Raw genomic sequence first — 22,843 nt, 5'->3', positions numbered from 1 at the left:
TGCAAACCGCGCGTGGGCCCTGCAATACGTGGGCACGATGCCTGCGCTTGCCCGCGATGCTGTATAGCGGCCGGCCCGCGAACAAGGTCTTCTCATGCACGAACGTAGCGCGACCACCAGGACTCGGCGTAGCCGGTATGCCCGGTGCATGGTCTGGATCGCGCTGCTGGCCCTGAGCGCATGCGCCGCCGACGATCCACCGATGCCTGCACCAATCGATACCGTAAGCACAGGCGTTCCGCACACCACCATCGCCGTCGTGCAGCGGGACTGGCACACGGACGTGTGCCTGCGCACCCGCGACGCCGATGCCTGGACGCTCGCACTCGCGCACGGCTTCGACGGCGCGACCACACTGTGCTTCGGCTTCGGCGAACGGCAGTACGTGGTCGAGCGCAAGCACGATCCGCTCACCATGCTCGGCGCGCTGTTGCCGAGCCGCGCGGCAATTCTCATGACCGTGCTGCGCGCGGCACCCGAAGCAGCGTTTGGTAAGGAAAACGTCATGGAGGCGCCGGTGTCGGCTGCGGGCCTCGATGGCCTGCAACGTTTCCTGCGCGATTCGATCGAGACGGACAGCGCGAACGACCCGCTGCGTCTTGCAGATGGCCCCTATCCCGGCAGTCTCTATTTCGCGGCGACCGGGACCTACGACGCGCTGCACACCTGCAATACCTGGACGGCGCGTGCATTGCGCTCGGCGGGTCTCGCGAGCGTGGCGGACACCGTATTTGCGGGACATTTGATGGATGAAGCGCGTGCTGCCGTGGCACGCGCGCCCGACGCCGGCCCCTAGCCTCCTACCGGTTCTGGCTAATGCATGTCGATGCGGGCGCACCCATCCGGGCGCTGCCCGTCACTCCCTCGCCAGAAAAATCAACACGGTGTCGTGCAGGTCGTGCCCGGCGGCACGGTAATAGAAGACTGCGGCACCACCACCGTTTCTCGCTGCGGCGGGCTCGGGTCGCTGCTGCTGAACGATAGACAACCCGCCAGCGTGAGCGGCAAAACGAGGGCTATGAGTCTCAAGCGTTGCATGACTTCTCTCCCGGATCGGCTGAAGCGGCCGCCACGTAAATTGCGTGACGGCATCCCTTCAGGGGAGCAAGCCGGATGCCGCTCAGGTCAGAAGAATGGAGCGCGCCGCCCGGGCGCGTTGCGACATTAACGTGACGGTGCGGCCCGCTCGCCATTGCCCGGCGAAGTCAGGCCCGTGCGTTCCTGGGCGCCCCACTTGCGACGGCCCAGCAGGAAATGCAGCCAGCCCATCGCCGCGCCCGTATGACGCATGAGCTGAAACGAGAACGGCTCGAAGACCGCGGCGAGAAACGCCATGCCGAAGCTCGAACTCGCCCTGTCGCCGCTCCATTTCCGGTACAGATGAACCGAATACAGATGGAACGCGAGGTCGATGACGATCTTGCCGACGATCACGCCCAGCACCGGCAGCACGATCGTGAAGCGCCCGTCGAACAGAAACCCCAGCAGCAGCGCGAAGGCCGTGAGCCCGTAGATGGGCTGAACCGTATCGAACGCCTTGACCGGCAGCATCATCAGTCCCAGCTTGCCGTAGCGCCGGTTGCCCGTCATGTCGCGATACCAGTACTGCGTCTGCAGGAAACCCGCGAACCAGCGGCGGCGCTGGCGCAGGAAGCTCGTGAGTGTGCCCGGCGCGTCGGTGCGCGCGCGAGCCGTGCCGATCACGCGCACGTCCCAGCCGAGGCCCTCGCGGGCCGAGTAGCGGCGCAGGCGGTGAATCAGTTCGTAGTCTTCCACGAGACAGCGCGGATCGAAGCCGCCCACGGCCATCACCGCGTCGCGCCTGAAGCACGCAAAGGCGCCCGAGACGAGCAGCAGGCTGTCCGCACGCATCCAGGCGAAGCGCGAGATGAAGTTGCGGATGTACTCGTAGGTCTGGAACCACTGGAAAAAGCGGCCGGACAGCGACGTATTGCACACGGGCGTGAGCAAGCCCGCCGCCGCCACGAGCCCGCGCTCGCTGCCGAATGCGCGGGCCATGGCCGCGCAGGCATCTACTTCGAGCAACGTATCGGCATCGACGGTCATCAGCGTGTCGGTATCGATGGCGAGAAGCGCCACGTTCAGCGCGCGCGCCTTGCCGCCGTGCGGCAGCTTCAGCCAGCGCAGGTTCGGATACTGCGTGGAGGGCGCGCTCAACTGTCCTTCGCCCGGGTCGGCGAGGCCGTAGCGTTCGACGAGCAGGGCCGCCGTGCCGTCGGTCGAGCCGTCGTCGGCAATCACGATCTGTTGCGGCGGCAAGCTCTGCGCGAAAAGGGCATCGAGCGTAATGGGCAGCACGGCCGCTTCGTTGTGCGCGGCCACGATCACGCCGAGCGTGGGCAACCGGCCGTCGCCGGCCGCGGGGGGGCTCATGGCGGCAACCGGCGGCCGGAGCAGCACGGCCGCTTTCCACGCGACGAACAGCAGCAGCAGCGTGTCGTAGACGACATAGGCAATGCCCGTTGACCACGCAACCACGCCTTGCAGAAAGAACGCGCGTGCAAACAGCACGAACCAGAGCGCCATGACACCCAGGTGGATCACGATGCTCGCGAGCGGCGTGGGCGGCGGCGCGATGCGCGGCGATGTGCGCGCAAGCGCCTGTTCAAGCATATTGTTCAAGGCTTTCCCTTCCCGTGCTTCCTGTGCTTCCCTTACCTACGGCATCATCCGGCGCAGCACCGAATGACGATCGATCCATTGATGCTTGAGCACGCCTGCCACATGCAGCACGAGCACGCCGTAAAGCGCGTAGCTGCATGCGGTATGCAGCGCGCCGAACTGCGAGTGCAACTGTTCCTTGGTGGCCGGGTCGAGGTTCACGATGAAGCCGATGCGCGGCCACTGAACGATCCCGTACAGATACATGGGATGAGAAGCGGCGGCGACCCAGGCCGAATCGTGCAGCCACCCGGTGAGCGGCATCGCGAAGATCAGCACGTAGAGCGCGATATGGGCGACGTGGGCCGCGGCGCGCTCCCAGCCCGGGAACTCCGCGGGCAGCGGCGGCGGCCGATGCGTGAGGCGCCACAGCACGCGCAGGATCGCAAGGCAGAGCACGGTAATGCCGATCGACTTGTGCGTGTCGATCACGAAGCGGATGCCGGCGTCGGAGAAGGTGCCGTCGGGCAGCAACGCCGCGCTCAGGCCGAGCGCGATGTTCGCGAGGATCAGGAGCGCGATCAGCCAGTGCAGCAGCACGGCCACACGCGTGTATTTCTGCGTGGCGCCGGCAGCGCCGTCGAAACCGGATTCAGCGGACAGGGAAGTTTTCACGTGGGCTTGCCGGAGCAGTTAAATGAGCGGTTCAGTGGGTGATAACGGGCGACACGGGCGTTTTATTCCCTGCCGCGCATCAACGAGAACATCGACGAAAACATCGATGAACGCATTATGCGCCCTCGAGGTAGCGGCTGCAGATGGACGCGGCCGCATCCGGCACGTCGGCCCGCGCAAAATGCGCGCCGGGCGGTACTGCGCGAACCGCGGAAATGAAATTACCCAATTCCCGCGACAGAGATATTTGCCATAAAGCGCAATAAAACCTGTCGGCCGCCCGGCATACGATGCGCCAGAATGCACGCAAGAAGATTATCAAAGGAGACATGGCCGTGACCCTCTGTTCGATTCACTTTTTGATTAACTCCCTGACCGGCTTCTCCACGCGCTCCCGGATCGCGCTGACCGGTGCCGTGTGCGCGGCACTGGTTGCCACGGCTTGCGCCGCGCAGGACGCCCCGGCGCCGCAGCCGGTGAGCGGCGACTTCGTCGCTCGCGATTTCCGCTTCTCGGACGGCTCCACGCTGCCCGAGGTCCGCATCCATTACATGACGCTCGGCACCCTGCGGCGCGACGCCCAGGGCCACGCAACCAACGCCGTGCTGCTGCTGCACGGCACGACGGGCACAGGCCGCGCCTGGCTCGCGCCGGCGTACCAACGCGAACTCTTCGCGCCCGGCGCGCCGCTCGATGCGCGCCGCTACTTCATCGTGATGCCGGACGGCCTGGGCCGGGGCGGCTCGACGAAACCGAGCGACGGCCTGCACGCGCGCTTTCCGCACTATGGCTACGGCGACGTGGTCGAGGCGCACCACCGGATGCTCGTGGAAGGGCTCGGCATCGACCACCTGAGGCTCGTGCTGGGCACCTCGATGGGCGGCATGCAAACGTGGATGTGGGGCGAACGCTATCCCGCGATGGCCGACGCGCTCATGCCCGTCGCGAGCCAGCCGATCCCGATGGCGGGCCGCAACTGGCTGTGGCGCCAGATGGTGACGGGCGCGATCCGCAACGACCCCGGCTGGCACGGCGGCGACTATACGGAGGAGCCCACGCAATGGACCCGCGTGATGCCCGTGTTCGCGATCATGACCGGCAATGCGGCACGGCTGCAGGCGCAGGCGCCGGACCGCGCGTCTGCCACCCGCCTTTACGACAGCCTCGTCGAAGACGCCGCGAAGTCCGACGCGAACGACGTCCTCTACTGGTTCGAGTCGTCATGGGACTACGATCCTGCGCCGCAGCTTGCGCAGATCGAAGCGCCGCTCTTCGCCGTGAATTTCGCCGACGACCTCATCAACGCCACCGACCTCGGCGTGATGCAGCAACTCGTGGCGAAGGTGCCGCACGGACGCTACGTCGAGATTCCCGAGAGCGCGCAGTCGTACGGGCACCAGACGCTCGCCCATCCCGAAGTATGGAAAGCGTATCTGGCCGATCTGTTGAGCCGCACCGGGCGCCCCTAGCCGCGGCATGGGAAGGGCGCTATCCTCGCGTGTCGCGCGAAGCCGGCGCCCTCTCCCTCTCACGGTCCCCATGCACTACGTCGCTCTCTTCTTCCTCGGCATGCTCCTTTGCAACAGCGTGCCGCACCTCGTCAGCGGACTGCTCGGCCAGCCGTTCCCCAGTCCGTTCGCGAAGCCTCGCGGCGTGGGCGACTCCTCGCCGCTCGTCAATTTCCTGTGGGGCTTCGTCAACCTGCTCGCCGCGCTGGCCCTGCTCGGGCAGCATCCGCTCGCGCTCACGCTGAATGCCGACCTGCTCACGGCGCTGGCCGGCGCCTTCGTGATCGGCGTGTATCTCGCGCTGCACTTCGGCAAGGTTCGTAGCGCGCGCAACGTTTAAGCAAAACGGCCGGAGACGCGCCTTCGCGCCACTCCGGCCCGCCTTTCGTGACGGCCTGCCCGCCGACTTCGTCGCGGCCGTCTCCGGCCTTTCGCGCCACTCGTTTTTCCTCGATGCGCCGGTGAAAGTCGGCGCCACAACCCCGGCCCCTAAACCGGCGGCGCGTAGCCCGTTTCCGATACGCTCATGCCCAATTTTCGGGCCACTATCACCCGCCGCCGATGCGCGGTGCATTTTCCATACGAATCAATCGATTGCACAAATGTTGCGATGCACAAATTTCTCTTGACACGCCATTTTGGTGCGTTATGATTGAACCAGATTGCTGCAACGCACAAACCCGCGAGACGGTGATCGATACGAAAGTTTTCTCATTTTCCAAACGGAACCGGACAAACCGGTTCCCCATCAGGAACGAAGACATGACTCTGCCGACTCCCGAACAATTCGCCGCCAACCAGAAAGCCGGTTTCGAGGCCCTTTTCGGCCTCACGAACAAGGCCTTCGAAGGCGCCATCAAGCTTGCAGAACTGAACCTGAAGACGGCTCGCGAAGCTTTCGCACAAGGCCAGGAACACGCCGAAGCCGCACTCGGCGCCAAGGACCCGCAAGGCTTCTTCGCGCTGCAAGCCGGTTTCGCCCAGCCCGCCGCCGAAAAGGCGCTCGCTTACGGCCGCAGCGTGTACGACATCGTGTCGGCCGCTCAATCGGAATTCACGCGCGCTGCCGAAACCCACTTCGCGCAGCAGCAAGAGGCCGTGCAGACGTTCGTGGAAAACGCCGCGAAGAACGCACCGGCAGGTTCGGAAAGCGCCGTCGCCGCGCTCAAGTCGGCCATCAACGCTGCGAACACGGCTTATGAAACGGTGAACAAGGCGGCCAAGCAGGCTGTCGATATCGCCGAAAGCAACTTCCAGGCAGCCGGCAAGGCCGCTTCGAAGGCAACGGCGCAAGCAACGCGCGCTGCCAGGCAGACGGCGTAAGTCACCAAAGCAGCATAGCCAGCCGGCGATCAGCCTCGATCACCGGCTGTCGTCGAAATGGGCCGGTCTCGCGCAAGCGGGTCCGGCCCATTGCGCTTTCTGACCCTCTCCCCACGCGCGCCGGATCTCAGTTCGCGCAGCTCCCCACATCGAACATCGTCGCCAGTGCGCACGTTGAAGTGAGCATGCGCGCGCCGTCATGGCCCACGCCAGGCACGATGTCCATGGCCTGATTCAATCCCTCGGGGTGCCTGCTTTGCAGGTAGCGGAAAAATCCCTGCGCCCGCGCCATGCGTTGCGGTCCCTGCGCTTGCGCCTCGCAGCTTTTGTCGAGCGCCGACTGTTGCGGGTTGGTGTCGTTGCCGCCGATCAGATAAACGATGTGCCGCTTCACGTAGTCCGACTCAATCTGCTTGGGCGTACGGTCCTGCATGAACGCGGGGCGCGCCTGCATGCCGTACTTCCAGTCGTTGAAGCCCGGACACTGCGCCGCGTCGAACGGCGCCGGCGCGCCGCTTGCGTCGGGACGCAACGCGTCGAAATAGGCGTAGGAAGAAGGATTGGCCACGAGGTAGCGCACGTCGATGCCCGCGGCACGCAGCGCGTCGCCCGCGTGCGAGGCCTCGGCATAACGCTGCACGAACTGGCCGCCGCCCGAGTGGCCCGCGAACACCACCGACTTCAGCGCCGGGAAAAGATGCCGGTCCGAAAGCCGTTCGACGATCTTGTCGAGCACGGCATAGGAACTCACCGGCACCGCACCGGCTGCCGGTTCGCCGCCCATCCATGCATCGCCGCGCCAGCGCAGCAGATCGGCGGGCGAGCCGAACGCGTTCGTATCGACGGTGGCGAGAAATTGCGGCGCGATCAGCAGCGTGGTCGCCGGATCGACGCCTGCCGCGGCACGCGCGCGTTCGAGCGAGGCGTAATAGACATCCGCGTTGCGCAGGCGCCCATGCATCACGATGACGGCACGCTCCACGCGCGGCTGCGGCACGCTCCAGTCCGCACTCACATAGAGCGGAAATTCGGCGTGGCCCTGCGGCGTATCGACGGGCAAGCGCGCGTCGGCAATCGTCTTGACGGCGTGCAGCGGCGACGTGCCGGCAGAGTACGCGAGCGCCGGTTGCACGGTCAGTGCCGCGGCCAGCGCCAGAGCGCGCAGAAGCTTCGAACGCATCGGTACCGCTCCTCGTGAAAGGACAAACTGAACGTCTGGGTGCCGGCACGCCGCGCGGCGCGAAAGAGATCGACGACGGACGCGGTCAGGATCCGAACATGCGGCTGACGGCGTGTTCGAGGTGCTCGCGCATCGCTCGCGACGCCCGTTCGGGATCGCGCGCGCGCACGGCTTCGAGCACTTCGAGGTGCTCCTGCTGAACGATGCGCTGCCGCTCGATCGACTTCACGAGCGAGAGGTTGCGCGAGAGGTTCATGCTGAACACCATCTGCTCCTGGATGCCCGAGAGCGCGGTGATGAAAAACGGGTTCTTCGAAGCGCGGGCGACGGCGAGGTGAAAGGCGAAGTCGTCCTTCGCGCCGATGCCCGAGGTCTCGATGATGGTCTGGAGGTTGTCCCACTCGCGCTGGATGGCCTCGATGTCGGCGTCGTCGGCCTTTTGCGCCGCGAGCGCCGCGGCGCCCGCTTCCACCACCACGCGGTACTCGTAGCAGCGGCGGATGTCCGACAAGCTTTCGAGCGGCGCGAAACGGCGCACGTCCGGGTCGGGCCGCCGCATCACCGTGGTGCCCGAACCGTGGCGCGTGGCGATGATGCCGTCCGCGCGCAGTTGGGCAAGCGCCTCGCGCACCGTCGGCCGCGAGGTGGCGAAACGCTCCGCGAGCATGTGCTCGGTGGGCAGGCGCTCCCCTTCCTTGTATTCGCCCTCGATGATGCGGTTGAGGATGTCGCTGTAAATCCGCGCCGGCATGTTCGGCGCTTTCTGCTCAGCCATGTTCGGACGTGCGTTCAGAGTTGTCAGGGGTGTCGTCAATTGTAAGTCATAGGATGTGCGGGCACGCCGGTTTGGGGCCGGCGCGCAACGAAAGCAGGACCGAACACGGAAGCGAATGGAAGCGCGCGCGGTGCTCAGAGCGTGCCGTCGAACTCAGGCTCGGGCAACCCGCGCACGCCGGTCTCGAGCACGAACACGAGCCCATCCCCGTCGCCCACCTGGGGCGGGCAAATCGTCGTCACGAACAGCATGTCGAGCGCCGGGCCGCCGAAGGCGCACATCGAAGGCTTCGACACCGGCACCGTCACCCGGCGGTCGAGCTTGCCCCCGGGTGTGAAGCGCAAGAGCAGACCCGCGTCGTTCGCGCAGATCCAGTAGCAGCCGTCGGCATCGACTGCCGCGCCGTCCGGCCGCCCCGCGTAGTCGTGCAGGTCGGCGAATACGCGACGCTGCGTCGGCAGGCCTTCGTCGAGGTCGTAGTCGAATGCCCAGATCAGCCGGCTCGACGCGTGCGAATCCGAGAGATACATCGTGCGGCCGTCCGGCGACCACGCGAGGCCATTCTGCGTGTACAGGCCCTCCACCACCGGCGCGGATAAACCGTTCCCCGCCGTGTAGCGATAGAGCTTGCCCGCCGGACGCGGGACGCTCGCGTCCTGCACCATCGTCCCGGCCCAGAAGCGGCCCTGACGGTCGCAGCGGCCGTCGTTGAAGCGCATGCGCTGCGCCTCGTGCGCCACGGTTGCGAGGCGACGCACGTCGACCGGCGCTTGCGCAACGCCCGCATCGCTCACGGCCGGTTCGTGCAGCGTGAGTGCGAAGAGACCGGTCTCCAGCGCGGCCAGCACCTTGCCCTCGCGCGCAAAGGCGTAGCAGCCGATGCGCTCCGGCAGGCGCCATTCCGTGCGCCGGCCGGTGGCGAGCGCGTAGCGCACCAGCGTTTGCGCCGGGATGTCCTCCCAGTACAGCGCGTTTTCCTGCGCGCGCCAGACCGGACACTCGCCTACCGACGAGCGCCGCGCCGCCTGCGCCTCCAGCGGCCGCACCGGCACGCGCGCCGTTTCGAGCGTCATCGTATCGTCCCCGCCGCGCTCAGCCACGCTGCGTCTTCTGCCATTCGGCGAAGGCGGCCAGGGTCGCCTCGTTGGGCGGATAGGTGCCGGCCAGCGGCGCCCCGGCTTCGACGCGCGACGTGATGAAGCGTTCGAGCGCCTCCTGCTCCCACGCGGCCTGCGCCACCTCCTCGGCCAGATGCCGCGGCACGACCACCACGCCATCGGCGTCGCCCACGATGATGTCGCCCGGGTACACGGCCACGCCGCCGCATCCGATCGGCACGTTCAGATCGACGGTGTGGTGCTTCGTGAGATTGAGCGGCGCCGATGCGCCCGCGCAGAAGATGGGCAGCCCGAGCGCGGCGAGGGTCGCGCTGTCGCGCACCGGGCCGTCCGAAACCATGCCCGCCACGCCGCGCACCTTCAGGCGCGTCGCGAGGATCGAGCCGACCGAAGCCGCCGCAGGCTCGCCGCGGCAGTCCTGCACGAGCACGGCGCCGGGCGGCACCGTTTCGACGCCCTTGCGCTGCGGATGCTCGGGGTTCTGGAAAGCGCTCAACTGGTCGAGGTCTTCGCGCGCGGGAATGTTGCGCATCGTGAAGGCCGGGCCGACCAGATTCGGCGAGCCGGGTGCCGGCGCAACCAGTGGCCTCACGCCCTGGAGAAATACGTTGCGCAGACCGCGCTTGAAGAGCTGCGTAGTGAGCGTCGCGTTGGAGACATGACGCAGATGTTCGAGAGCGGTTTCGCTGACGGTGGGAGCGGGTGAATTCATCGTGTCTCGTCCAGTGTCGGAGGGCGCGGATCCGGATCGCGCGGTAGGGCGGCCTGCCGGAACTTCGTCGGGCTGCATCGAGGCTTCAGGCGCGGCGTGCCCGCATTGTTGTAATACAACAAGTGGATTGTCAACCAGTGGACGCGGACCGGCGAGCCCGGGACACCCCGAACCCCTCGCCAGAAGGCCCGTTCCAGCCTAACGCCGCCTTTTGCCCACGCCGCCGAAAGCGCCGGAGCCCACCATCGCCCCGGCGACCCAGGGCAAATCCCAACCGCAACATATTTGCTTTACAACTTTCGCATAAATAGAATGATGTCTTACATGACAGAGCTGGCAAGGCCGCTCGTCCCCATCGAGGTTTTACAAGCGACGCCAGGCACACAAATCATCCCGGCCCCCGCCACGGCACGGCAACCGCCGCAGCCCCAGGCCGACACAGGAGACACGCAGTGCAACGCAAGACTATCAAGGGGCTCCGGTGGTGGATCATCGGCCTCATCATGATCGGCACCATCTTCAACTACCTTGCGCGCAGCTCGCTCGCCGTGGCGGCCCCCACGCTCACGCAGACGATGCACATGACCACGCAGCAGTACTCGTACGTGGTGACGGCATTCCAGGCCTGCTACGCGATTGCGCAGCCGATCGCCGGCTTCGTGCTCGATTCGGTGGGCGTGAAGATCGGCTTCGCGATCTTCGCCCTCGGCTGGGCCCTCTCCAACATGCTGCACGGCCTCGCCACCAGCTGGCCGACCCTCGCGGTCTTCCGCGGCATGCTGGGCTTGAGCGAAGCCGCGATCTTCCCGGCGGGCATGAAGGCCATCAGCCAGTGGTTCCCCGCGAAGGAGCGCTCGATCGCTACGGGCTGGCTCAACACCGGCACCTCGATCGGCGCGATGCTCGCGCCGCCGCTCGTGGTCTGGTGCATTCTCAAGTACAACTGGCAATTCGCGTTCGTGCTCACGGGCGGCGTGGCGCTCGTCTGGGTGGGCCTGTGGCTCGTGTTCTTCAAGACGCCCGACCAGCATCCCAAGCTCTCCACCGAGGAAGCCGAATATATCCGCGCGGGCCAGTCGGCCGCCCAGCATTCGCCGGCCGGCAAGCCTTCGTGGAAGGACGTGCTCAAGCAGCGCCGCTTCTGGGGCATCGGCATTCCGCGCATGCTGGCCGAACCCGCATGGCAGACCTTCGGCGCGTGGATTCCGCTTTACATGGTCACTGTGCGCCACATGAACCTGAAGGAGATCGCGCTCTTCGCGTGGATGCCGTTCCTTGCCGCCGACCTCGGCTGCCTGGTCGGCGGCTACCTGGCGCCGCTCTTCATGCGCTGGTTCGGCTGCTCGCTCATCACCTCGCGCAAGCTCGTCATTACGACCGGCGCCTGCCTGATGATCGGACCGGCCTGCGTGGGCCTCGCCGCCAGCCCCTATGCCGCGATCGCGCTCTTCTGCGTCGGCACCTTCGCTCACCAGACCATCTCGGGCGCGCTCTTCACGCTGGCCTCGGACGTTTTCGGGCAACATGAGGTGGGCACGGCAACGGGTCTCTCGGGCATGTTCGGCTACCTGGGCGCCACGATCTTCTCGCTGATCGTCGGGGCGCTGGCCGGCACCATCGGCTACAACCCGCTGTTCGTCTGCCTGATGCTGTTCGACGTGGTCGGCGCCATCGTTGCGTGGCGGCTGGTTTCCGATCAGCAAAAAGCGGATACGGCCGGCGCCGCGCTGCAAAATGCGCACAGCGTGAAGGCCTGAGTTTTCGGCCGGTGCCCTCCGGGGCGCCGGCTTTCGGCGTTTTAATGTGAGGTAATCCCACCGTGAAGAAAGTTGCATTGACCGGCGCGGCCGGCCAGCTCGGCACCGTACTGCGGCGCGAACTCCTCGCGCGCGGCGTGAATCTGCGCTCCGCCGCCGGTTCGAAGCCGCTCGAGCCGATCGTGGACGGCGAAGACGTCATGCACGGCGACCTGCGCGAGCGCGCCGTGGTCGACCGCCTGCTCGAAGGCGTCGACGTGCTGATCCACCTGGCCGGCACGAGCGTCGAGCGCCCGCTGCCCGAGATCATCGAGAACAACCTGCGCGGGCTGGTGGAAGTCTACGAGGGCGCGCGCCGCCACGGCGTGCAGCGCATCCTGTTCGCGAGCTCGAATCACGCGATCGGCATGTATCCGGTGGAGGAAAAGCTCACGCTCGACTGCGCGTTGCGGCCGGACGGTTTCTACGGTCTCTCGAAGGCGTGGGGCGAATCGCTGGCGCGGCTCTACTGGGACAAGCACGGCATCGAAACGGTGTGCGTGCGCATCGGCAGCTGCCTCGAAAAGCCCACCGAGTTTCGCCATTTGAGCACGTGGCTCGGCCACGAGGACTTCTTCCAGCTCGTGGAACGTGTGATCAACGTGCCGGAAATCGGCTTCGCGGTGGTGTGGGGCGTCTCGAACAACACGCGCAGCTACTGGATCCAGAGCGGCGCCGACAACGACGCTGAACGACTCGGCTACCGAGCGCAGCAGAATGCGGAAGACTATGCCGTAGAGATCCTGAAGCAACCCAATCCGCTCGATGCCGTGGGACAGCGCTATCAGGGCGGCGGGTTTGCGAGCATCGACTACACGCCGCCTGAAGCGCGCGGCAAGCGCGGCGGCTGACCGGCGCCGAATACCCTCAAGCTCTCGATTCGCACTGCCAATGAACCTCACGTTCTCCGAAGCGTGAGGTTTTGCTTTTTGCAGCGACAGCGGCTCAACGCAAAGGCGCCCCCCACTCGGGCCGGCGACTCAGCCGCTCGAACAATTCGAGCATCACACCCTTCACTTTCTGCACCGAGTTGCTGACGAGCGCCGTATCGCGCCAGCATAGCGAAAGATCGCGCTTGAAAAGCCGGTGATCGACGTGCGCGAGCTTGAGCTTGTGCTCGTCGAGCTCCACGTGTGCAGCGGTCCACGGCAGGATCGTCACGCCAAGCCGCGCGAGCACCGCGGCAAACAGCAGCGCCGTCGAACTGGCCTCGAACAGGATCTCGCACGATAGCCCCGCTTCGCGCAGCGCCCATTCGACACGGCTGCGTATGGTGTTCGGCGCACTCGGCAGAATCATCGGCATGCGCGCGAGCGCGGCGAGGCTGACCGGCTCCTCCGGCCATTCGAACTCCGGCCACGCGATCAGATACAGCTCTTCGGAAAGCAGCGGCGCGGCGTGCACGCCGCGCGTCTGAACAGCGTCCGCCACCACCGCGAGATCGACCCGGCCGCTGCCGATCAGTTCGGCGAGGTCGGCCGTGGGCACCTCGATCAGCTCCAGCACGATCCCCGGATAGCGGTCGCGTATCGTGCGTGCGAGCGGAATGGCGAGCACGCGCGAGGTGCTCGACGGCAAGCCCACCGAGACCTTGCCCTGAGGCATCTCGGCGTCCTGCAACAGCAGGTCGCGCGTCCGGTCGGCCTGGCGCAGCAGGTCGAGCGCATGACGATGAAGCGTCTGGCCGGCGGCCGTGGGCGCCACGCCCTGCGTGCTGCGTTCGAGCAGTTGCATCCCCAGCTCGCTTTCCAGGTTGCGGATCTGCTGGCTCACGGCCGGCTGCGCGACGTGCAGCACCTCGCTCGCGCGCGTGACGTTGCCGAACTCGACCACCTTCACGAAGTACCGCAGCTGCCGCAGATCCATCCTGTTCCCCGCTCCCGTCGTCATAAGAAAAAACGCTCACTCTAGAGGAATATCATATTTTTCGGCGATTGCGTCGCTCCCTATACTCGGCTGACAAAACAGATGACCTGCTGCTTCCCTTCTCGCCCGGGCCATCACACGAAAGGAGACAACGATGCAAAAAGCCATCGCCGCGGCGTCCGCCGGCGGCATCAAGGCGCGCCGCACGCCGCTCACGCGCGAGCAGATCGGCGGCTTCTGGGCGGTCTATCTCGGCTGGGTGCTGGACGGCGTGGATTCCGTGATCTACGCGCTCGTGCTGGTGCCCGCGCTTACCGAACTCCTGCCCAACTCGGGCATTGCCGCCACATCCGGCAACCTCGGCATGTACGGCTCGATCCTGTTCGCTCTTTTCCTCATCGGCTGGGGGCTTTCCTTCATCTGGGGACCGCTCGCCGACCGCTTCGGACGCGTGCGCACGCTCGCCGCCAGCATCCTCATCTACTCCGTATTCACGGGCGCCGCCGCGTTCGCGCACAACGTCTGGGAACTTGCGGCTTTCCGGCTCATCGCGGGCATCGGCGTGGGCGGCGAATGGGCGCTTGCCGGCACCTACGTCGCGGAAAGCTGGCCCGAAGACCGTCGCAAGATGGGCGCGGGTTATCTGCAAACGGGCTACTACCTCGGCTTTTTCCTGGCCGCCTGGCTCAACTACACCATCGGCGCAACTTACGGCTGGCGCGCCATGTTTCTCTGCGGCCTCGCTCCGGCGCTGCTCGCCATCTTCACCGTGCTCAAGGTGAAGGAGCCCGGGCAGTGGCGCAAGGCGGCCAATCGCCCGACGAACGCGGCGACAGGCGATGCACCGCTCGTGGCCGAGCGCTCGCCTCTGCGCGTCATTTTCACGGGCGCGCTCCTGCGCCGTACCGTTACCAGCGCCGCGCTCGTGGGCGTCGCCATCGTCGGCTTGTGGGCCGGTTCGGTGTACGAAGCAAGTGCCGTCGTCACGCTCGCCACGCGTGCCGGCATCGACCACGTAGGCGCCGTGCGGCTCGCCTCGATCGGCGCGGCGATTCTTTCCCTCGCCACCATCGCGGGCTGCCTCGTCGCGCCGTGGCTCGCGGAACGCATCGGCCGGCGCGCAGCGCTGGGCGTGTATTTCGCGGGCATGGCCGCTGCCATCGTCATCGCGTTCGGCTGGGCCTTCTATCTGCCGAACGGACTCAACCTCTTCATGGCCTCGCTCGCACTGCTGGGCTTCTTCGGCGGCAACTTCGCGATCTTCTCGCTCTGGCTGCCCGAGCAGTATCCCACCCGCGTGCGCGCCACCGCCTTCGCGTTCAATGCCTCGGTGGGCCGCTTCATCGGCGCGGGCGTCAACTTCCTGCTAGCAGCCGCGATCCACTGGCAGGGCTCGCTGGGCGTGCCCGTGGCGTGGACGGCCGCCGCGTTCGCCGTCGGCATGCTGATCCTGCCGTTCGCCGTCGAAACGCGGCACGACACGCTGCCCGAGTAACGCGCCCGCTCACCGCACTCACTATCCGTCTGGAGATACCGGATGCAATCGTTACAAGGAATCAAGGTCGTCGATCTGACGCGCGCCCTCTCGGGGCCGTTCTGCTCGATGGTGCTCGCCGATCTCGGCGCCGACGTCGTGAAGGTCGAGGCCGGCCCGCACGGCGACATGAGCCGCGCATGGGGACCGTTCGATCGCGGCATCAGCACGTACTACCTCTCGTGCAACCGGAACAAGCGAGGCCTGTGCGTCGATCTGCGCGACCCGCGCGGCCTCGACGCCGTGCGCACGCTGATCGACGGCGCCGATGTCGTGATCGAAAACTTCAAGCCCGGCACGGTCGAGAACATGGGGCTGGGCTACGAAGCGCTCGCCGCGCGCAACCCGCGCCTCGTGATGGGCAGCATCAACGCGTTCGGCGATAGCGGCCCGCTCGCCGACTGGCCGGGCTTCGACCAGATCGCCCAAGGCTACTCGGGCATGATGAGCCTGACCGGCTTCGCCGACGGCGAGCCCACGCGCACCGGCACCGCCATCGGCGACCTGAGCGCCGGCATGTGGCTCGCCATGGCGATCCTTTCGGCACTCTACGAGCGCGAGCGCACGGGACGCGGCCAGCACGTGAGCACCTCGCTGCTCGCGAGCCTCGTAGGTCTCCTGAGCGTGCACGGACAGCGCTACCTGAGTCTCGGCGACGTACCGCGGCGCACCGGCAACGCGCACTCGGTCATCGCGCCGTACGGCGTGTTCGAAACGGCGGACGGCCCGCTCAACATCGCGCCGATCACGACCGACATGTGGCTGCGTTTGTGCCAGTTGCTGGATCTGCCGCATCTGCCCGCCGATCCGCGTTTCTCGACCAACGAAACGCGCGTGGCGAATCGCGAAGCGCTCAAGGCCCTGCTCGAAACACGCCTGAAAACACGGGGCAAACGCGAATGGACCGAGCTGTTCGTGAACGCGGGCCTGCCCGCGGGTCCCATCCACACGCTCGACGAAGTGTTCGCGGACGCGCAGGTGCAGCACAGCAGGCTGGTGGAAACCGTGGACCACGCGACGCTGGGCGCGCTGCGCCAGATCCCGACGCCCGTGTTCGGCGTAGCATCGCAAGGCGGGCCGGCCGCGCGCGAGGCGAGCCGCCACGCACCGCCGACACTGGGCGAGCATAGCCTCGACGTGCTGCGCGAAGCCGGTTTCGACGATGCGAAACTCGACGCGCTGCTCGCCGCCGGCGTCGTCCATCAGGCGCCGGCCATGCCGGTACCGGCCACCGAAGCGGGAGTCGCATGATGAATGCAGCCGAACCAGTCAGCGTGAACGTCGAGCTGATCGACGAACGCATCGCGAACGTGGTGTTTCGCAATCCCTCGCGGCGGCACGCGCTCAGCGCCGGACTGCTCCATGCGCTGGATGCGCATCTCGCCGCGCTGGCCGAACAGCGCGTGCCGGTCGTGGTGCTCGGCAGCGGCGTCGGCGAAGACGTCTGGAGCGCGGGGCACGACCTGGGCGAACTGGCCGAAGACCGCGATCCGCTCGCGTGGGGCAAGCCGCTCGAACAGGCGCTGCGCCGGGTGCGCAGCTATCCGGGCGTGGTGATTGCGATGGTGTCCGGCACGGTGTGGGGCGGCGCGGTCGATCTGGCGATGAGTTGCGACCTGATCGTCGCCGACGCGAGCGCGCGCTTCACGATGACGCCCGCGAACATCGGCCTGCCGTACACGACGAGTGGCTTGCTGCGCTTCTTCAACAACGTGCCGATTCACGTGCTCAAGGACATGTTCTTCTGCGCGCGCCCCCTGGATGCCGCACAGGCCGAGCGCTTCGGCGTAATCAACCGGCTCGTGGAGCGCGAAGCGCTGCGCGCAACCGCGCTGGAGATGGCGCGCGGCATCGCCGCGAGAGCCCCGCTCGCGATCCAGGCGGTGAAGGAGCAATTGCGCATTCTGGAAGACCTGCAACCGATGCCCGTCGACGCCATGGAGCGGATTGCAGAACTGCGCCGCATAGCCTGCGAAAGCGCCGACATGCAGGAGGGGCTCGACGCCTTTGCGCAACGCAGGACGGCGCGCTTCGAGGGGCGCTGAAACAACGGCCGCTGAAATCGCGACCCCACGGCCGACAAGCGCGCCAGAAAATCCATCGGATCGACTCTACTCCTTCCCCCGTACAGCGGCGTCTCGCCACGCCGTCCAGTCCATCTGCATGATCGCGGCCGCGGCCTTGCATCCGCGTGCCGCCAGCATGCGCCGATAAGTTTCGCCCCGGTCACCTCGTAGCAATTCGGCCAGCATAAAAAGGCCGCCGACGAGAACCTGCAAGTCGATCGCCTGCGTGTCGCTGTTGCCGGGCAGCACTTCGCGCAACGCGTCGATGGCGTAGTTCAGCGGCATGTCGTCCACGGCCAGGAGCGACGTCACCTCGACGGCAAAAAAAGCAGCCAGCGATCGCGCCGTGCGATAGATCACGGGCCGCCCTCGCTCGGCACGTTTGACCGACGACGTCGAAACACACAGCTTACGCGCCGTGCATAACTGCGCGAGCGCTTCCTGACTGAGCCCAGCCTGCATGCGCAACTCCTTGAGACGTGATCCATTTAAAAACACCGCTCTCTGTGCCTGATGCGGGAGCAACGTACGGGTTTCCATATGAATGAAGGTCGTAGCGTTCTTTGGAGTGTTAAGAGAAGTATCTGACGATTTGCGGTCGTTTATATGCTCACTGGGTCGACGACCGAAGAGACCCCGTAGAGACTCCACGGAGAATCTACAACGACCCGTGAACGACCCGCAGGTGATGCTGCAAAGAGCCGCAGAAGACCCGGCATGCAGCGATCCGTTGCCCCACACTTTTTTTGCCGGTTTCCTCACATGAACCGGTCAAAAAAGATCGCGTGCGCCGGCATGCGGCACCCGATTTCCTGAACCACGAAAACCATCGAGACCGCACGCAAGAGAGCAACGGGTGAGATGGCGTCTTTGTCTGAACAGGAGAACCCCATGCTGGTGGAAGCTGTGAAATATCGCGCACCCGAGCGTTCCGGACGCATCGAAGAACCCGCCTTGCGCTTCTCTCCCGCCGACGCGGCGAGCACCGGGCAGATGGCCGCCATCCGCCGCGCGCTCGAGCAAGTCGATGCCGCGCTCGATCTCCCCGCTGCGTCGCTGACGCTCGAAACCGGCACGCGGTCGTGCCTCAGCAGCAACCCGGCCGATCGTTCGGCCGTACCGCCCGTGCTGTTGAAAACGCACAGCGCGGATCTCTACAAGCACTGGATCGGTGTGTCCGACGAGATCGCGCGCGCCCATCCCGAGGCCACGCGCTACTGGCCGTTGCCCACGCGCCCGTGGTCGGGACGCGCCGTGTCTTCCCCGTCCGGATTCACGCACGACGAGCGCATCGACATCGAACGGGCCGGTCATGTCTATCTGTTCGGCGACTCGCGTCTCGTGGCCGACTACCGCGAAGTCATCGAGCTCTATCACGGCCAGTTCGAAGCCGCCGTGTACTTCATCGACGAGCTCACCGTGATGCCGGCATCGCGCCTCGACGTTGTCGGCGCGCCCGCCATCGTCGTCTGCGACAAGCTCGACCTGTACGAGTCCGGTCAGATCGCCCTGTACACGGCATGTCACACCCACTTCGGCAGCGTGCGCAAGTTCCTCGGCGCAACCTCGATCAACTGAGACACGGAGCACGCCATGACGACCAAGAACGAAAGCCTGATCGATGTGGACGCAACCGATGTCCATGTCGTCACGCCCAACGACCCGCTTGTGATCAACGACGACCCGGCGAATTTCGGCGACGTGGAGATCGCGGGCGGCGACATCATCGTGCAGGTCAAGTCCACGGTGAGTTTCGCGTCGCTGAAGAAGACGAGCTGAATCCTGCCCATTCACGGAGAACTCACATGTTGATCGATAACGCGCAGGTAGGCGACATTCTGGTGTTGGGGTTCAGCGGCAACAGCGGCACCGACGGTGCGAACGGGCCGCGCGGCAATGACGGCGCGAACGGCCGGAATTGCAGTTGCAACTGGGCCAACGGCTGCCGCGACAGCACCGCCGGCGGCAGCGGCGACACGGGTGGCGGCGGCAGCAACGGCACCGACGGCGACGACGGCAAGCAGGCCTTCCCGGCCACCATCAACGTCGCGAAACTCCTTGGCGACGACAGCCACAAGATCGTGGTCTTCAGCGCCGGCGGCAACGGCGGCGCGGGTGGCAAGGGCGGCGCCGGCGGCGCGGGCGGCAATGGCGGCAACGGCGGTTCATCCGATAGCGACGGCGCCTACAAATGCACCGGCAGCAACGGCGGCAACGGCGGCACGGGCGGCAATGGCGCGAACGGCGGCTACGGCGGAAACGGCGGCGACGGCACCTCCGTGACCGTGACGTACAAGCCCGACGCGGGCGCGACCGCGACCATGGTCGGACGCACGGCACAGTCGCAGCCGGGCGAAGGCGGCGCAGCCGGCGGCGCGGGCACCCCGGGCGCAGCCGGCAGCCCCGGCGGCAATGCGGGCAAGAGCGGAAGTCCTGGACGCGCGGGCAATCGCGGCAGCAAGTCCGGGGCGACCTCGACCTTCATCATCACCCGGCTCTGACGAGCACGCTGCGATGACGCCGCAACCGGCCGGCCCGCTGCTGCCAGGACTCGACTGCTTGTGGGAAGAGGCGGCACGCCTGGCCGGCCTCGATCGCCTCGCGGTCTCATCGGCTGCACAAGCGCTGCTCGCTCCGCCCCTGCACGGCTCGCCGCGCAGGGGCGGGTATTCCGAACTCAACAACGACGGTCATCCCGCGCAGTTGTGTCTGTCGCAATCGGATCGCGGCACCGGTCTGCGCGTACTCGTCGATCCGGGCTGGTTCCTCGGCGACGCCTCTGCGCGCCTGGAAGCCAGCCGCGCTGCGCTGGCTGCCGCTCTGCGCGACCACGGCGCCCTCGATCTGTCGGGTCCGTGCGAGACACTGCTCTCGACGATGCTCGATGCGGACATAGCGCCCGAACGCTATCCGAGCGGCCCCTTATGGCTCGGTGTGGGTCTCGCGCAGCCCGGCTGCGCCGTGTACGTCGACGTGCGGCCGCTGAGCGAGGCGGTATGGGAACGCATGGAACGCTGGCTGAGATGCACCCTTCCCGATGCCGCCGACGCCGTGGCGACGCTGCAGCGGTTGCGTCCAGGCGTCGTCCTCTCCAGCGTGGGTATCGAAGGGGTGTCGCGTCGCCATGCTCGCGCCAAGGTGTACTGGCGGCTCAAGGCACCCGCCCCCCTGAACACACTGGGCCTGCCACTGATTTCCGACACGCGGCTGGCCGCATTTCTCGCCACGCTGCTCGCGAATCGCGAACTGCCTCTTTCGGGGCTCGTCATGAGTGCGGGATTCGATCTTGCCAGCGGTGCGCTCGAAGACGTCAAGATCGATCTGTGCGGACACTGCCTGCCGCAACCGGCCGACGCGTGGCTCGCGGTGCTCGAACGCGCCGCACGCGATCTTGGGGTCCGCCGCCCCGACGTGGACGCAGCGTTGACAGGCGGCCGCTGCGAAGTCGCCTTCATCGGCGCCGGCGTCGACCGGCACGGACGCCACCGCCTCAATCTCTACCTCAAGCCCCCGGGGCTCGCGAGCGCGGGCAACACCCCACGCACGCTGCGCGATCGCATGGCCCGCGCCTGCCGCTACCTGTGCGATCTGCAACAGCCGGACGGCTCGTTTCGCGACTACCGGCTGCCGGTCGGCGAAGCCACCCAATGGGTCACCGGCTTCGTCGGGCTCGCGCTGGCCGAAGCGGCCCAAGCCGCCGATCTGCCGCGGGCTCGCGCCAGCGCGGCCGCGGCTGCGGACTGGCTCATCCGCGAGCGGCGCAGCGCTCCCGGCTGGGGCTACAACGCATGCACGGGACCGGACGCCGACTCGACCGGCTTCGCGATCCGGCTGCTGCGCGCTACCGGGAGGCCCGTCGACCCGGCGGACCAGGATGCGTTACTGCGCCACTGGCGGCCCGGCGGAGGCTTTGCGACCTACGCGGAAGGTCCGGACGCCTGGGGCGACGCGCATCCGTGCGTGAGCGCCGCTGCGTTCCTCGCGCTGGACAGCAAGAACCAAAATCGTCTGCAATCCGAACTGCTTCGCTTTACCGGGCGAATGGCGCACGCCGACGGTAGCTGGCCGTCGTACTGGTGGCGCACGCACCACTACAGCACCTGGCACCATCTGCTGCTGCTGCGCCGGCTAGGGCAATGCGGCACGCCCTCGCCGCACGGCGCAACAGGGACGCTGCTGGAGACCACGAGCGCATTCGACCTGGCTTACGCCGCCGGTATCGCGCACTGGCGCGCCCCCGGCTCGGCCGAGGCCGCCCGCCTGCTGAGCGACCTCCTCGCCGCGCAGCGTGCCGACGGAGGGTGGACTGGCGGCTTCAACCTGCGGGTGACCGATCCGTCATGCTGCACGCCCTGGGTTCGGCCGCAAGGCGACCTGTACCGCGACCGGGCGGGTTCCATCACGACAGGCAGCGCGCTATTCGTCCTCTCGGAGATACTGCATGCCTGATCCTTCAGTTCGCGCCCGGCCCGTACTGCTCTTCAATCGGGGCTGCCCACCCTGCGTGACGATTTCACGGCTTGCGGCCGCGCTATCGTTCGGCGTCGTGGCGCGGGTGCCGCTCGACACCGCCGCCGCACGCGACTTCTATCGACGCCACCCGGCGCTCGAAGGCATGCCGGTGCTCGTGGACGGCGAAAACGTGTCGGCAGGCAAGGCCATATTCGTCGCATTGCCTCGTGTATTGCTGGCCCACGGCTACCGCCGGGCGCGCGCGCTGGCCGCGCTGCGCCGCCCGGATCCCTCGAGGAAGACATGATGAAAGCCCATGGCGAATACCAAGGCATGCTTCCTTCCCTACTTGATCATAAGGAAAACGAATTACTTGACCGGGAAGGCTACGTGGTGATCGACTTGCTGCAAACGGAAGATCTCGATCGACTGCGCGAGACGCATGCCCGCTTCGCCGCAGTCCACCGGGGACCGTTCTCGGCCAGCCTGCTGATTCCGGACGCACAGGTGCGAGCCGACGTCCATTACGCCGTCGATATCGTCATGGCCCGCGCGCTCTCTCGCGTGCTTGCGCACTACCGCACGGTGTTCTGCGGCTTCGCCGTGAAAGATCCGTGCGTCTTGGGCGGCGAGATGCCGCTGCATCAGGACATCAGTTTCTCGCGCCCCGAAGGCCGGCCCGGCCTGAGCCTATGGGCCCCGCTCTGTGAGGTCGCCTCCCACAACGGCGGCCTGTGCGTGGTACCGCACAGCCATCGGGGCAACCCGCACGTCCGCGCCGCCGGCTCGCCTTCGGCCAGCCACAGCCCGGACCTGAACGCATGGGCGGGCCGGCTGCGCATGTTGAACGTGATGCCCGGCAAAGCCGTCGTGATGAACCAGGCACTGCTCCACGCTTCGCCGGGGAACCGCTCGGCGATCGCGAGAGTTGTGGCCACCGCGGTAGCCGTGCCGTGCGAAGAGCCGCTGCGTTATTACCACCGCGTCGCAGTGGATGGCCATGCAAACCTCGAAGTATTCGACGTCCCCGACACCTTCTACCTGAACCACCGCCTGGGCACGCGCCCTCGCCGCGAGGACGGCCGTCGGGTCGGCAGCGTGGCGGAGCGCGTCGACGTCATCTGCCCGCACGCATCGGACTGAAACCGCGCCGCCCGGGGGCGCACCGAACCGCCCCCTGACCAGCACTCGCAAGCACGTCGTCAGCACTTCAAAA

At 66.6% G+C, this 22,843-nt stretch carries 25 protein-coding genes; 15 read left to right on the top strand and 10 right to left on the bottom strand.

The genetic code is table 11. The features are described 5' to 3' along the window. Nucleotides 1-202: 202 nt before the first annotated feature. Nucleotides 203-796, top strand: coding sequence for a DUF2459 domain-containing protein (locus U5760_RS23665; RefSeq protein WP_322014722.1), 594 nt, complete (start codon nt 203-205; stop codon nt 794-796). Between the two features lie 80 nt (nt 797-876). On the opposite strand, the gene U5760_RS23660 is transcribed toward U5760_RS23665, so the two are convergent. The 3 genes from U5760_RS23660 to U5760_RS23650 all read right to left on the bottom strand — a co-directional run bounded on the left by U5760_RS23660 (nt 877) and on the right by U5760_RS23650 (nt 3,297). Then, on the bottom strand, nt 877-1,038 hold the full coding sequence (locus tag U5760_RS23660) for a hypothetical protein (RefSeq protein ID WP_322014721.1): 162 nt from the start codon (nt 1,036-1,038) through the stop codon (nt 877-879). A gap of 126 nt (nt 1,039-1,164) precedes the next feature. Next, nucleotides 1,165-2,643: a glycosyltransferase gene (locus tag U5760_RS23655; protein WP_322014720.1), complete on the bottom strand. Its 1,479-nt coding sequence runs from the start codon at nt 2,641-2,643 to the stop codon at nt 1,165-1,167. 36 nt (nt 2,644-2,679) lie between these two features. Continuing rightward, nucleotides 2,680-3,297: a cytochrome b gene (locus tag U5760_RS23650; protein ID WP_322014719.1), complete on the bottom strand. Its 618-nt coding sequence runs from the start codon at nt 3,295-3,297 to the stop codon at nt 2,680-2,682. 416 nt (nt 3,298-3,713) lie between these two features. On the opposite strand from U5760_RS23650, the gene U5760_RS23645 reads away from it, so the two are divergent. Continuing rightward, nucleotides 3,714-4,766: an alpha/beta fold hydrolase gene (locus U5760_RS23645; RefSeq protein WP_415914169.1), complete on the top strand. Its 1,053-nt coding sequence runs from the start codon at nt 3,714-3,716 to the stop codon at nt 4,764-4,766. Between the two features lie 70 nt (nt 4,767-4,836). Beyond that, on the top strand, nt 4,837-5,145 hold the full coding sequence (locus U5760_RS23640) for a hypothetical protein (RefSeq protein ID WP_322014717.1): 309 nt from the start codon (nt 4,837-4,839) through the stop codon (nt 5,143-5,145). Between the two features lie 208 nt (nt 5,146-5,353). Here U5760_RS23640 and U5760_RS23635 read toward each other — a convergent pair whose 3' ends face one another. Next, nucleotides 5,354-5,569, bottom strand: coding sequence for a hypothetical protein (locus U5760_RS23635; RefSeq protein ID WP_322014716.1), 216 nt, complete (start codon nt 5,567-5,569; stop codon nt 5,354-5,356). Between U5760_RS23635 and U5760_RS23630 the strand changes: the two genes are divergently transcribed. Then, nucleotides 5,568-6,128, top strand: coding sequence for a phasin family protein (locus tag U5760_RS23630; protein ID WP_322014715.1), 561 nt, complete (start codon nt 5,568-5,570; stop codon nt 6,126-6,128). The two genes, U5760_RS23635 and U5760_RS23630, sit on opposite strands and share 2 nt — an antisense overlap. Nucleotides 6,129-6,255: 127 nt before the next feature. Here U5760_RS23630 and U5760_RS23625 read toward each other — a convergent pair whose 3' ends face one another. The 4 genes from U5760_RS23625 to U5760_RS23610 form a co-directional block, all read right to left on the bottom strand. Beyond that, the gene (locus U5760_RS23625; RefSeq protein ID WP_322014714.1) at nt 6,256-7,308 is read right to left on the bottom strand and encodes an alpha/beta hydrolase; all 1,053 of its coding nucleotides are present in this window, start codon (nt 7,306-7,308) and stop codon (nt 6,256-6,258) included. A gap of 85 nt (nt 7,309-7,393) precedes the next feature. After that, a complete protein-coding gene (locus U5760_RS23620; protein WP_322014713.1) occupies nt 7,394-8,083 on the bottom strand; it encodes a FadR/GntR family transcriptional regulator in 690 nt (229 codons plus the stop codon). Nucleotides 8,084-8,217: 134 nt separating this feature from the next. Beyond that, the gene (locus tag U5760_RS23615) at nt 8,218-9,156 is read right to left on the bottom strand and encodes an SMP-30/gluconolactonase/LRE family protein (RefSeq protein WP_322014816.1); all 939 of its coding nucleotides are present in this window, start codon (nt 9,154-9,156) and stop codon (nt 8,218-8,220) included. Between the two features lie 19 nt (nt 9,157-9,175). Further along, a complete protein-coding gene (locus U5760_RS23610) occupies nt 9,176-9,913 on the bottom strand; it encodes a ribonuclease activity regulator RraA (RefSeq protein WP_322014712.1) in 738 nt (245 codons plus the stop codon). Between the two features lie 452 nt (nt 9,914-10,365). On the opposite strand from U5760_RS23610, the gene U5760_RS23605 reads away from it, so the two are divergent. Together U5760_RS23605 and U5760_RS23600 are read left to right on the top strand one after the other, a co-directional pair. Then, a complete protein-coding gene (locus U5760_RS23605; protein ID WP_415914166.1) occupies nt 10,366-11,670 on the top strand; it encodes an MFS transporter in 1,305 nt (434 codons plus the stop codon). 62 nt (nt 11,671-11,732) lie between these two features. Beyond that, the gene (locus U5760_RS23600; protein WP_322014711.1) at nt 11,733-12,560 is read left to right on the top strand and encodes an NAD(P)-dependent oxidoreductase; all 828 of its coding nucleotides are present in this window, start codon (nt 11,733-11,735) and stop codon (nt 12,558-12,560) included. A 94-nt stretch (nt 12,561-12,654) separates the two neighbouring features. Here U5760_RS23600 and U5760_RS23595 read toward each other — a convergent pair whose 3' ends face one another. After that, nucleotides 12,655-13,575 (bottom strand): LysR substrate-binding domain-containing protein, encoded by a 921-nt coding sequence (locus U5760_RS23595; RefSeq protein WP_322014710.1) that lies wholly within the window; start codon nt 13,573-13,575, stop codon nt 12,655-12,657. A gap of 154 nt (nt 13,576-13,729) precedes the next feature. Between U5760_RS23595 and U5760_RS23590 the strand changes: the two genes are divergently transcribed. Genes U5760_RS23590 through scpB form a run of 3 tightly spaced genes read left to right on the top strand, consistent with a single transcriptional unit; the run spans nt 13,730 to nt 17,154 of the window. Further along, nucleotides 13,730-15,070, top strand: coding sequence for an MFS transporter (locus U5760_RS23590; RefSeq protein WP_322014709.1), 1,341 nt, complete (start codon nt 13,730-13,732; stop codon nt 15,068-15,070). Between the two features lie 42 nt (nt 15,071-15,112). Further along, nucleotides 15,113-16,360: a CaiB/BaiF CoA-transferase family protein gene (locus U5760_RS23585; RefSeq protein WP_322014708.1), complete on the top strand. Its 1,248-nt coding sequence runs from the start codon at nt 15,113-15,115 to the stop codon at nt 16,358-16,360. After that, nucleotides 16,360-17,154 (top strand): methylmalonyl-CoA decarboxylase, encoded by a 795-nt coding sequence (gene scpB / locus U5760_RS23580; RefSeq protein WP_415914165.1) that lies wholly within the window; start codon nt 16,360-16,362, stop codon nt 17,152-17,154. Before U5760_RS23585 ends, scpB begins: the two co-directional genes overlap by 1 nt. 66 nt (nt 17,155-17,220) lie before the next feature. Here scpB and U5760_RS23575 read toward each other — a convergent pair whose 3' ends face one another. Next, nucleotides 17,221-17,715: a helix-turn-helix transcriptional regulator gene (locus U5760_RS23575; protein WP_322014706.1), complete on the bottom strand. Its 495-nt coding sequence runs from the start codon at nt 17,713-17,715 to the stop codon at nt 17,221-17,223. 351 nt (nt 17,716-18,066) lie between these two features. Here U5760_RS23575 and U5760_RS23570 point away from each other — a divergent pair, with 351 nt between their 5' ends. The 6 genes from U5760_RS23570 to U5760_RS23545 are packed head-to-tail and all read left to right on the top strand — an operon-like array spanning nt 18,067 to nt 22,770. After that, nucleotides 18,067-18,753 (top strand): hypothetical protein, encoded by a 687-nt coding sequence (locus U5760_RS23570; protein WP_322014705.1) that lies wholly within the window; start codon nt 18,067-18,069, stop codon nt 18,751-18,753. Nucleotides 18,754-18,768: 15 nt separating this feature from the next. After that, on the top strand, nt 18,769-18,954 hold the full coding sequence (locus U5760_RS23565) for a hypothetical protein (protein ID WP_322014704.1): 186 nt from the start codon (nt 18,769-18,771) through the stop codon (nt 18,952-18,954). A gap of 26 nt (nt 18,955-18,980) precedes the next feature. Continuing rightward, nucleotides 18,981-19,676, top strand: coding sequence for a hypothetical protein (locus U5760_RS23560; protein WP_322014703.1), 696 nt, complete (start codon nt 18,981-18,983; stop codon nt 19,674-19,676). A 13-nt stretch (nt 19,677-19,689) separates the two neighbouring features. After that, nucleotides 19,690-21,624 (top strand): prenyltransferase/squalene oxidase repeat-containing protein, encoded by a 1,935-nt coding sequence (locus tag U5760_RS23555; protein ID WP_322014702.1) that lies wholly within the window; start codon nt 19,690-19,692, stop codon nt 21,622-21,624. Next, on the top strand, nt 21,617-21,934 hold the full coding sequence (locus U5760_RS23550) for a hypothetical protein (protein ID WP_322014701.1): 318 nt from the start codon (nt 21,617-21,619) through the stop codon (nt 21,932-21,934). The genes U5760_RS23555 and U5760_RS23550 overlap by 8 nt, the downstream gene beginning before the upstream one ends. Next, a complete protein-coding gene (locus U5760_RS23545) occupies nt 21,931-22,770 on the top strand; it encodes a phytanoyl-CoA dioxygenase family protein (protein WP_322014700.1) in 840 nt (279 codons plus the stop codon). The genes U5760_RS23550 and U5760_RS23545 overlap by 4 nt, the downstream gene beginning before the upstream one ends. The last annotated feature ends 73 nt before the right edge of the window (nt 22,771-22,843 follow it).

The organism is Paraburkholderia sp. J12 (genome assembly GCF_905220215.1).
Classification (GTDB): domain Bacteria; phylum Pseudomonadota; class Gammaproteobacteria; order Burkholderiales; family Burkholderiaceae; genus Paraburkholderia.
The sequence above is the reverse complement of the archived record's forward strand: the minus strand, read 5'-3'. Positions and strand labels throughout refer to the sequence as shown.

Bases quoted from the DNA above. Each gene is read 5' to 3' on its own strand.
- U5760_RS23665 (WP_322014722.1), top strand. From the start codon at position 203: ATGCCTGCACCAATCGATACCGTAAGCACAGGCGTTCCGCACACCACC.
- U5760_RS23660 (WP_322014721.1), bottom strand. From the start codon at position 1,038: ATGCAACGCTTGAGACTCATAGCCCTCGTTTTGCCGCTCACGCTGGCG.
- U5760_RS23640 (WP_322014717.1), top strand. From the start codon at position 4,837: ATGCACTACGTCGCTCTCTTCTTCCTCGGCATGCTCCTTTGCAACAGC.
- U5760_RS23630 (WP_322014715.1), top strand. From the start codon at position 5,568: ATGACTCTGCCGACTCCCGAACAATTCGCCGCCAACCAGAAAGCCGGT.
- U5760_RS23635 (WP_322014716.1), bottom strand. From the start codon at position 5,569: ATGTCTTCGTTCCTGATGGGGAACCGGTTTGTCCGGTTCCGTTTGGAA.
- U5760_RS23625 (WP_322014714.1), bottom strand. From the start codon at position 7,308: ATGCGTTCGAAGCTTCTGCGCGCTCTGGCGCTGGCCGCGGCACTGACC.
- U5760_RS23620 (WP_322014713.1), bottom strand. From the start codon at position 8,083: ATGGCTGAGCAGAAAGCGCCGAACATGCCGGCGCGGATTTACAGCGAC.
- U5760_RS23615 (WP_322014816.1), bottom strand. From the start codon at position 9,156: ATGACGCTCGAAACGGCGCGCGTGCCGGTGCGGCCGCTGGAGGCGCAG.
- U5760_RS23610 (WP_322014712.1), bottom strand. From the start codon at position 9,913: ATGAATTCACCCGCTCCCACCGTCAGCGAAACCGCTCTCGAACATCTG.
- U5760_RS23595 (WP_322014710.1), bottom strand. From the start codon at position 13,575: ATGGATCTGCGGCAGCTGCGGTACTTCGTGAAGGTGGTCGAGTTCGGC.
- U5760_RS23590 (WP_322014709.1), top strand. From the start codon at position 13,730: ATGCAAAAAGCCATCGCCGCGGCGTCCGCCGGCGGCATCAAGGCGCGC.
- U5760_RS23585 (WP_322014708.1), top strand. From the start codon at position 15,113: ATGCAATCGTTACAAGGAATCAAGGTCGTCGATCTGACGCGCGCCCTC.
- scpB (WP_415914165.1), top strand. From the start codon at position 16,360: ATGAATGCAGCCGAACCAGTCAGCGTGAACGTCGAGCTGATCGACGAA.
- U5760_RS23575 (WP_322014706.1), bottom strand. From the start codon at position 17,715: ATGGAAACCCGTACGTTGCTCCCGCATCAGGCACAGAGAGCGGTGTTT.
- U5760_RS23570 (WP_322014705.1), top strand. From the start codon at position 18,067: ATGCTGGTGGAAGCTGTGAAATATCGCGCACCCGAGCGTTCCGGACGC.
- U5760_RS23565 (WP_322014704.1), top strand. From the start codon at position 18,769: ATGACGACCAAGAACGAAAGCCTGATCGATGTGGACGCAACCGATGTC.
- U5760_RS23560 (WP_322014703.1), top strand. From the start codon at position 18,981: ATGTTGATCGATAACGCGCAGGTAGGCGACATTCTGGTGTTGGGGTTC.
- U5760_RS23555 (WP_322014702.1), top strand. From the start codon at position 19,690: ATGACGCCGCAACCGGCCGGCCCGCTGCTGCCAGGACTCGACTGCTTG.
- U5760_RS23550 (WP_322014701.1), top strand. From the start codon at position 21,617: ATGCCTGATCCTTCAGTTCGCGCCCGGCCCGTACTGCTCTTCAATCGG.
- U5760_RS23545 (WP_322014700.1), top strand. From the start codon at position 21,931: ATGATGAAAGCCCATGGCGAATACCAAGGCATGCTTCCTTCCCTACTT.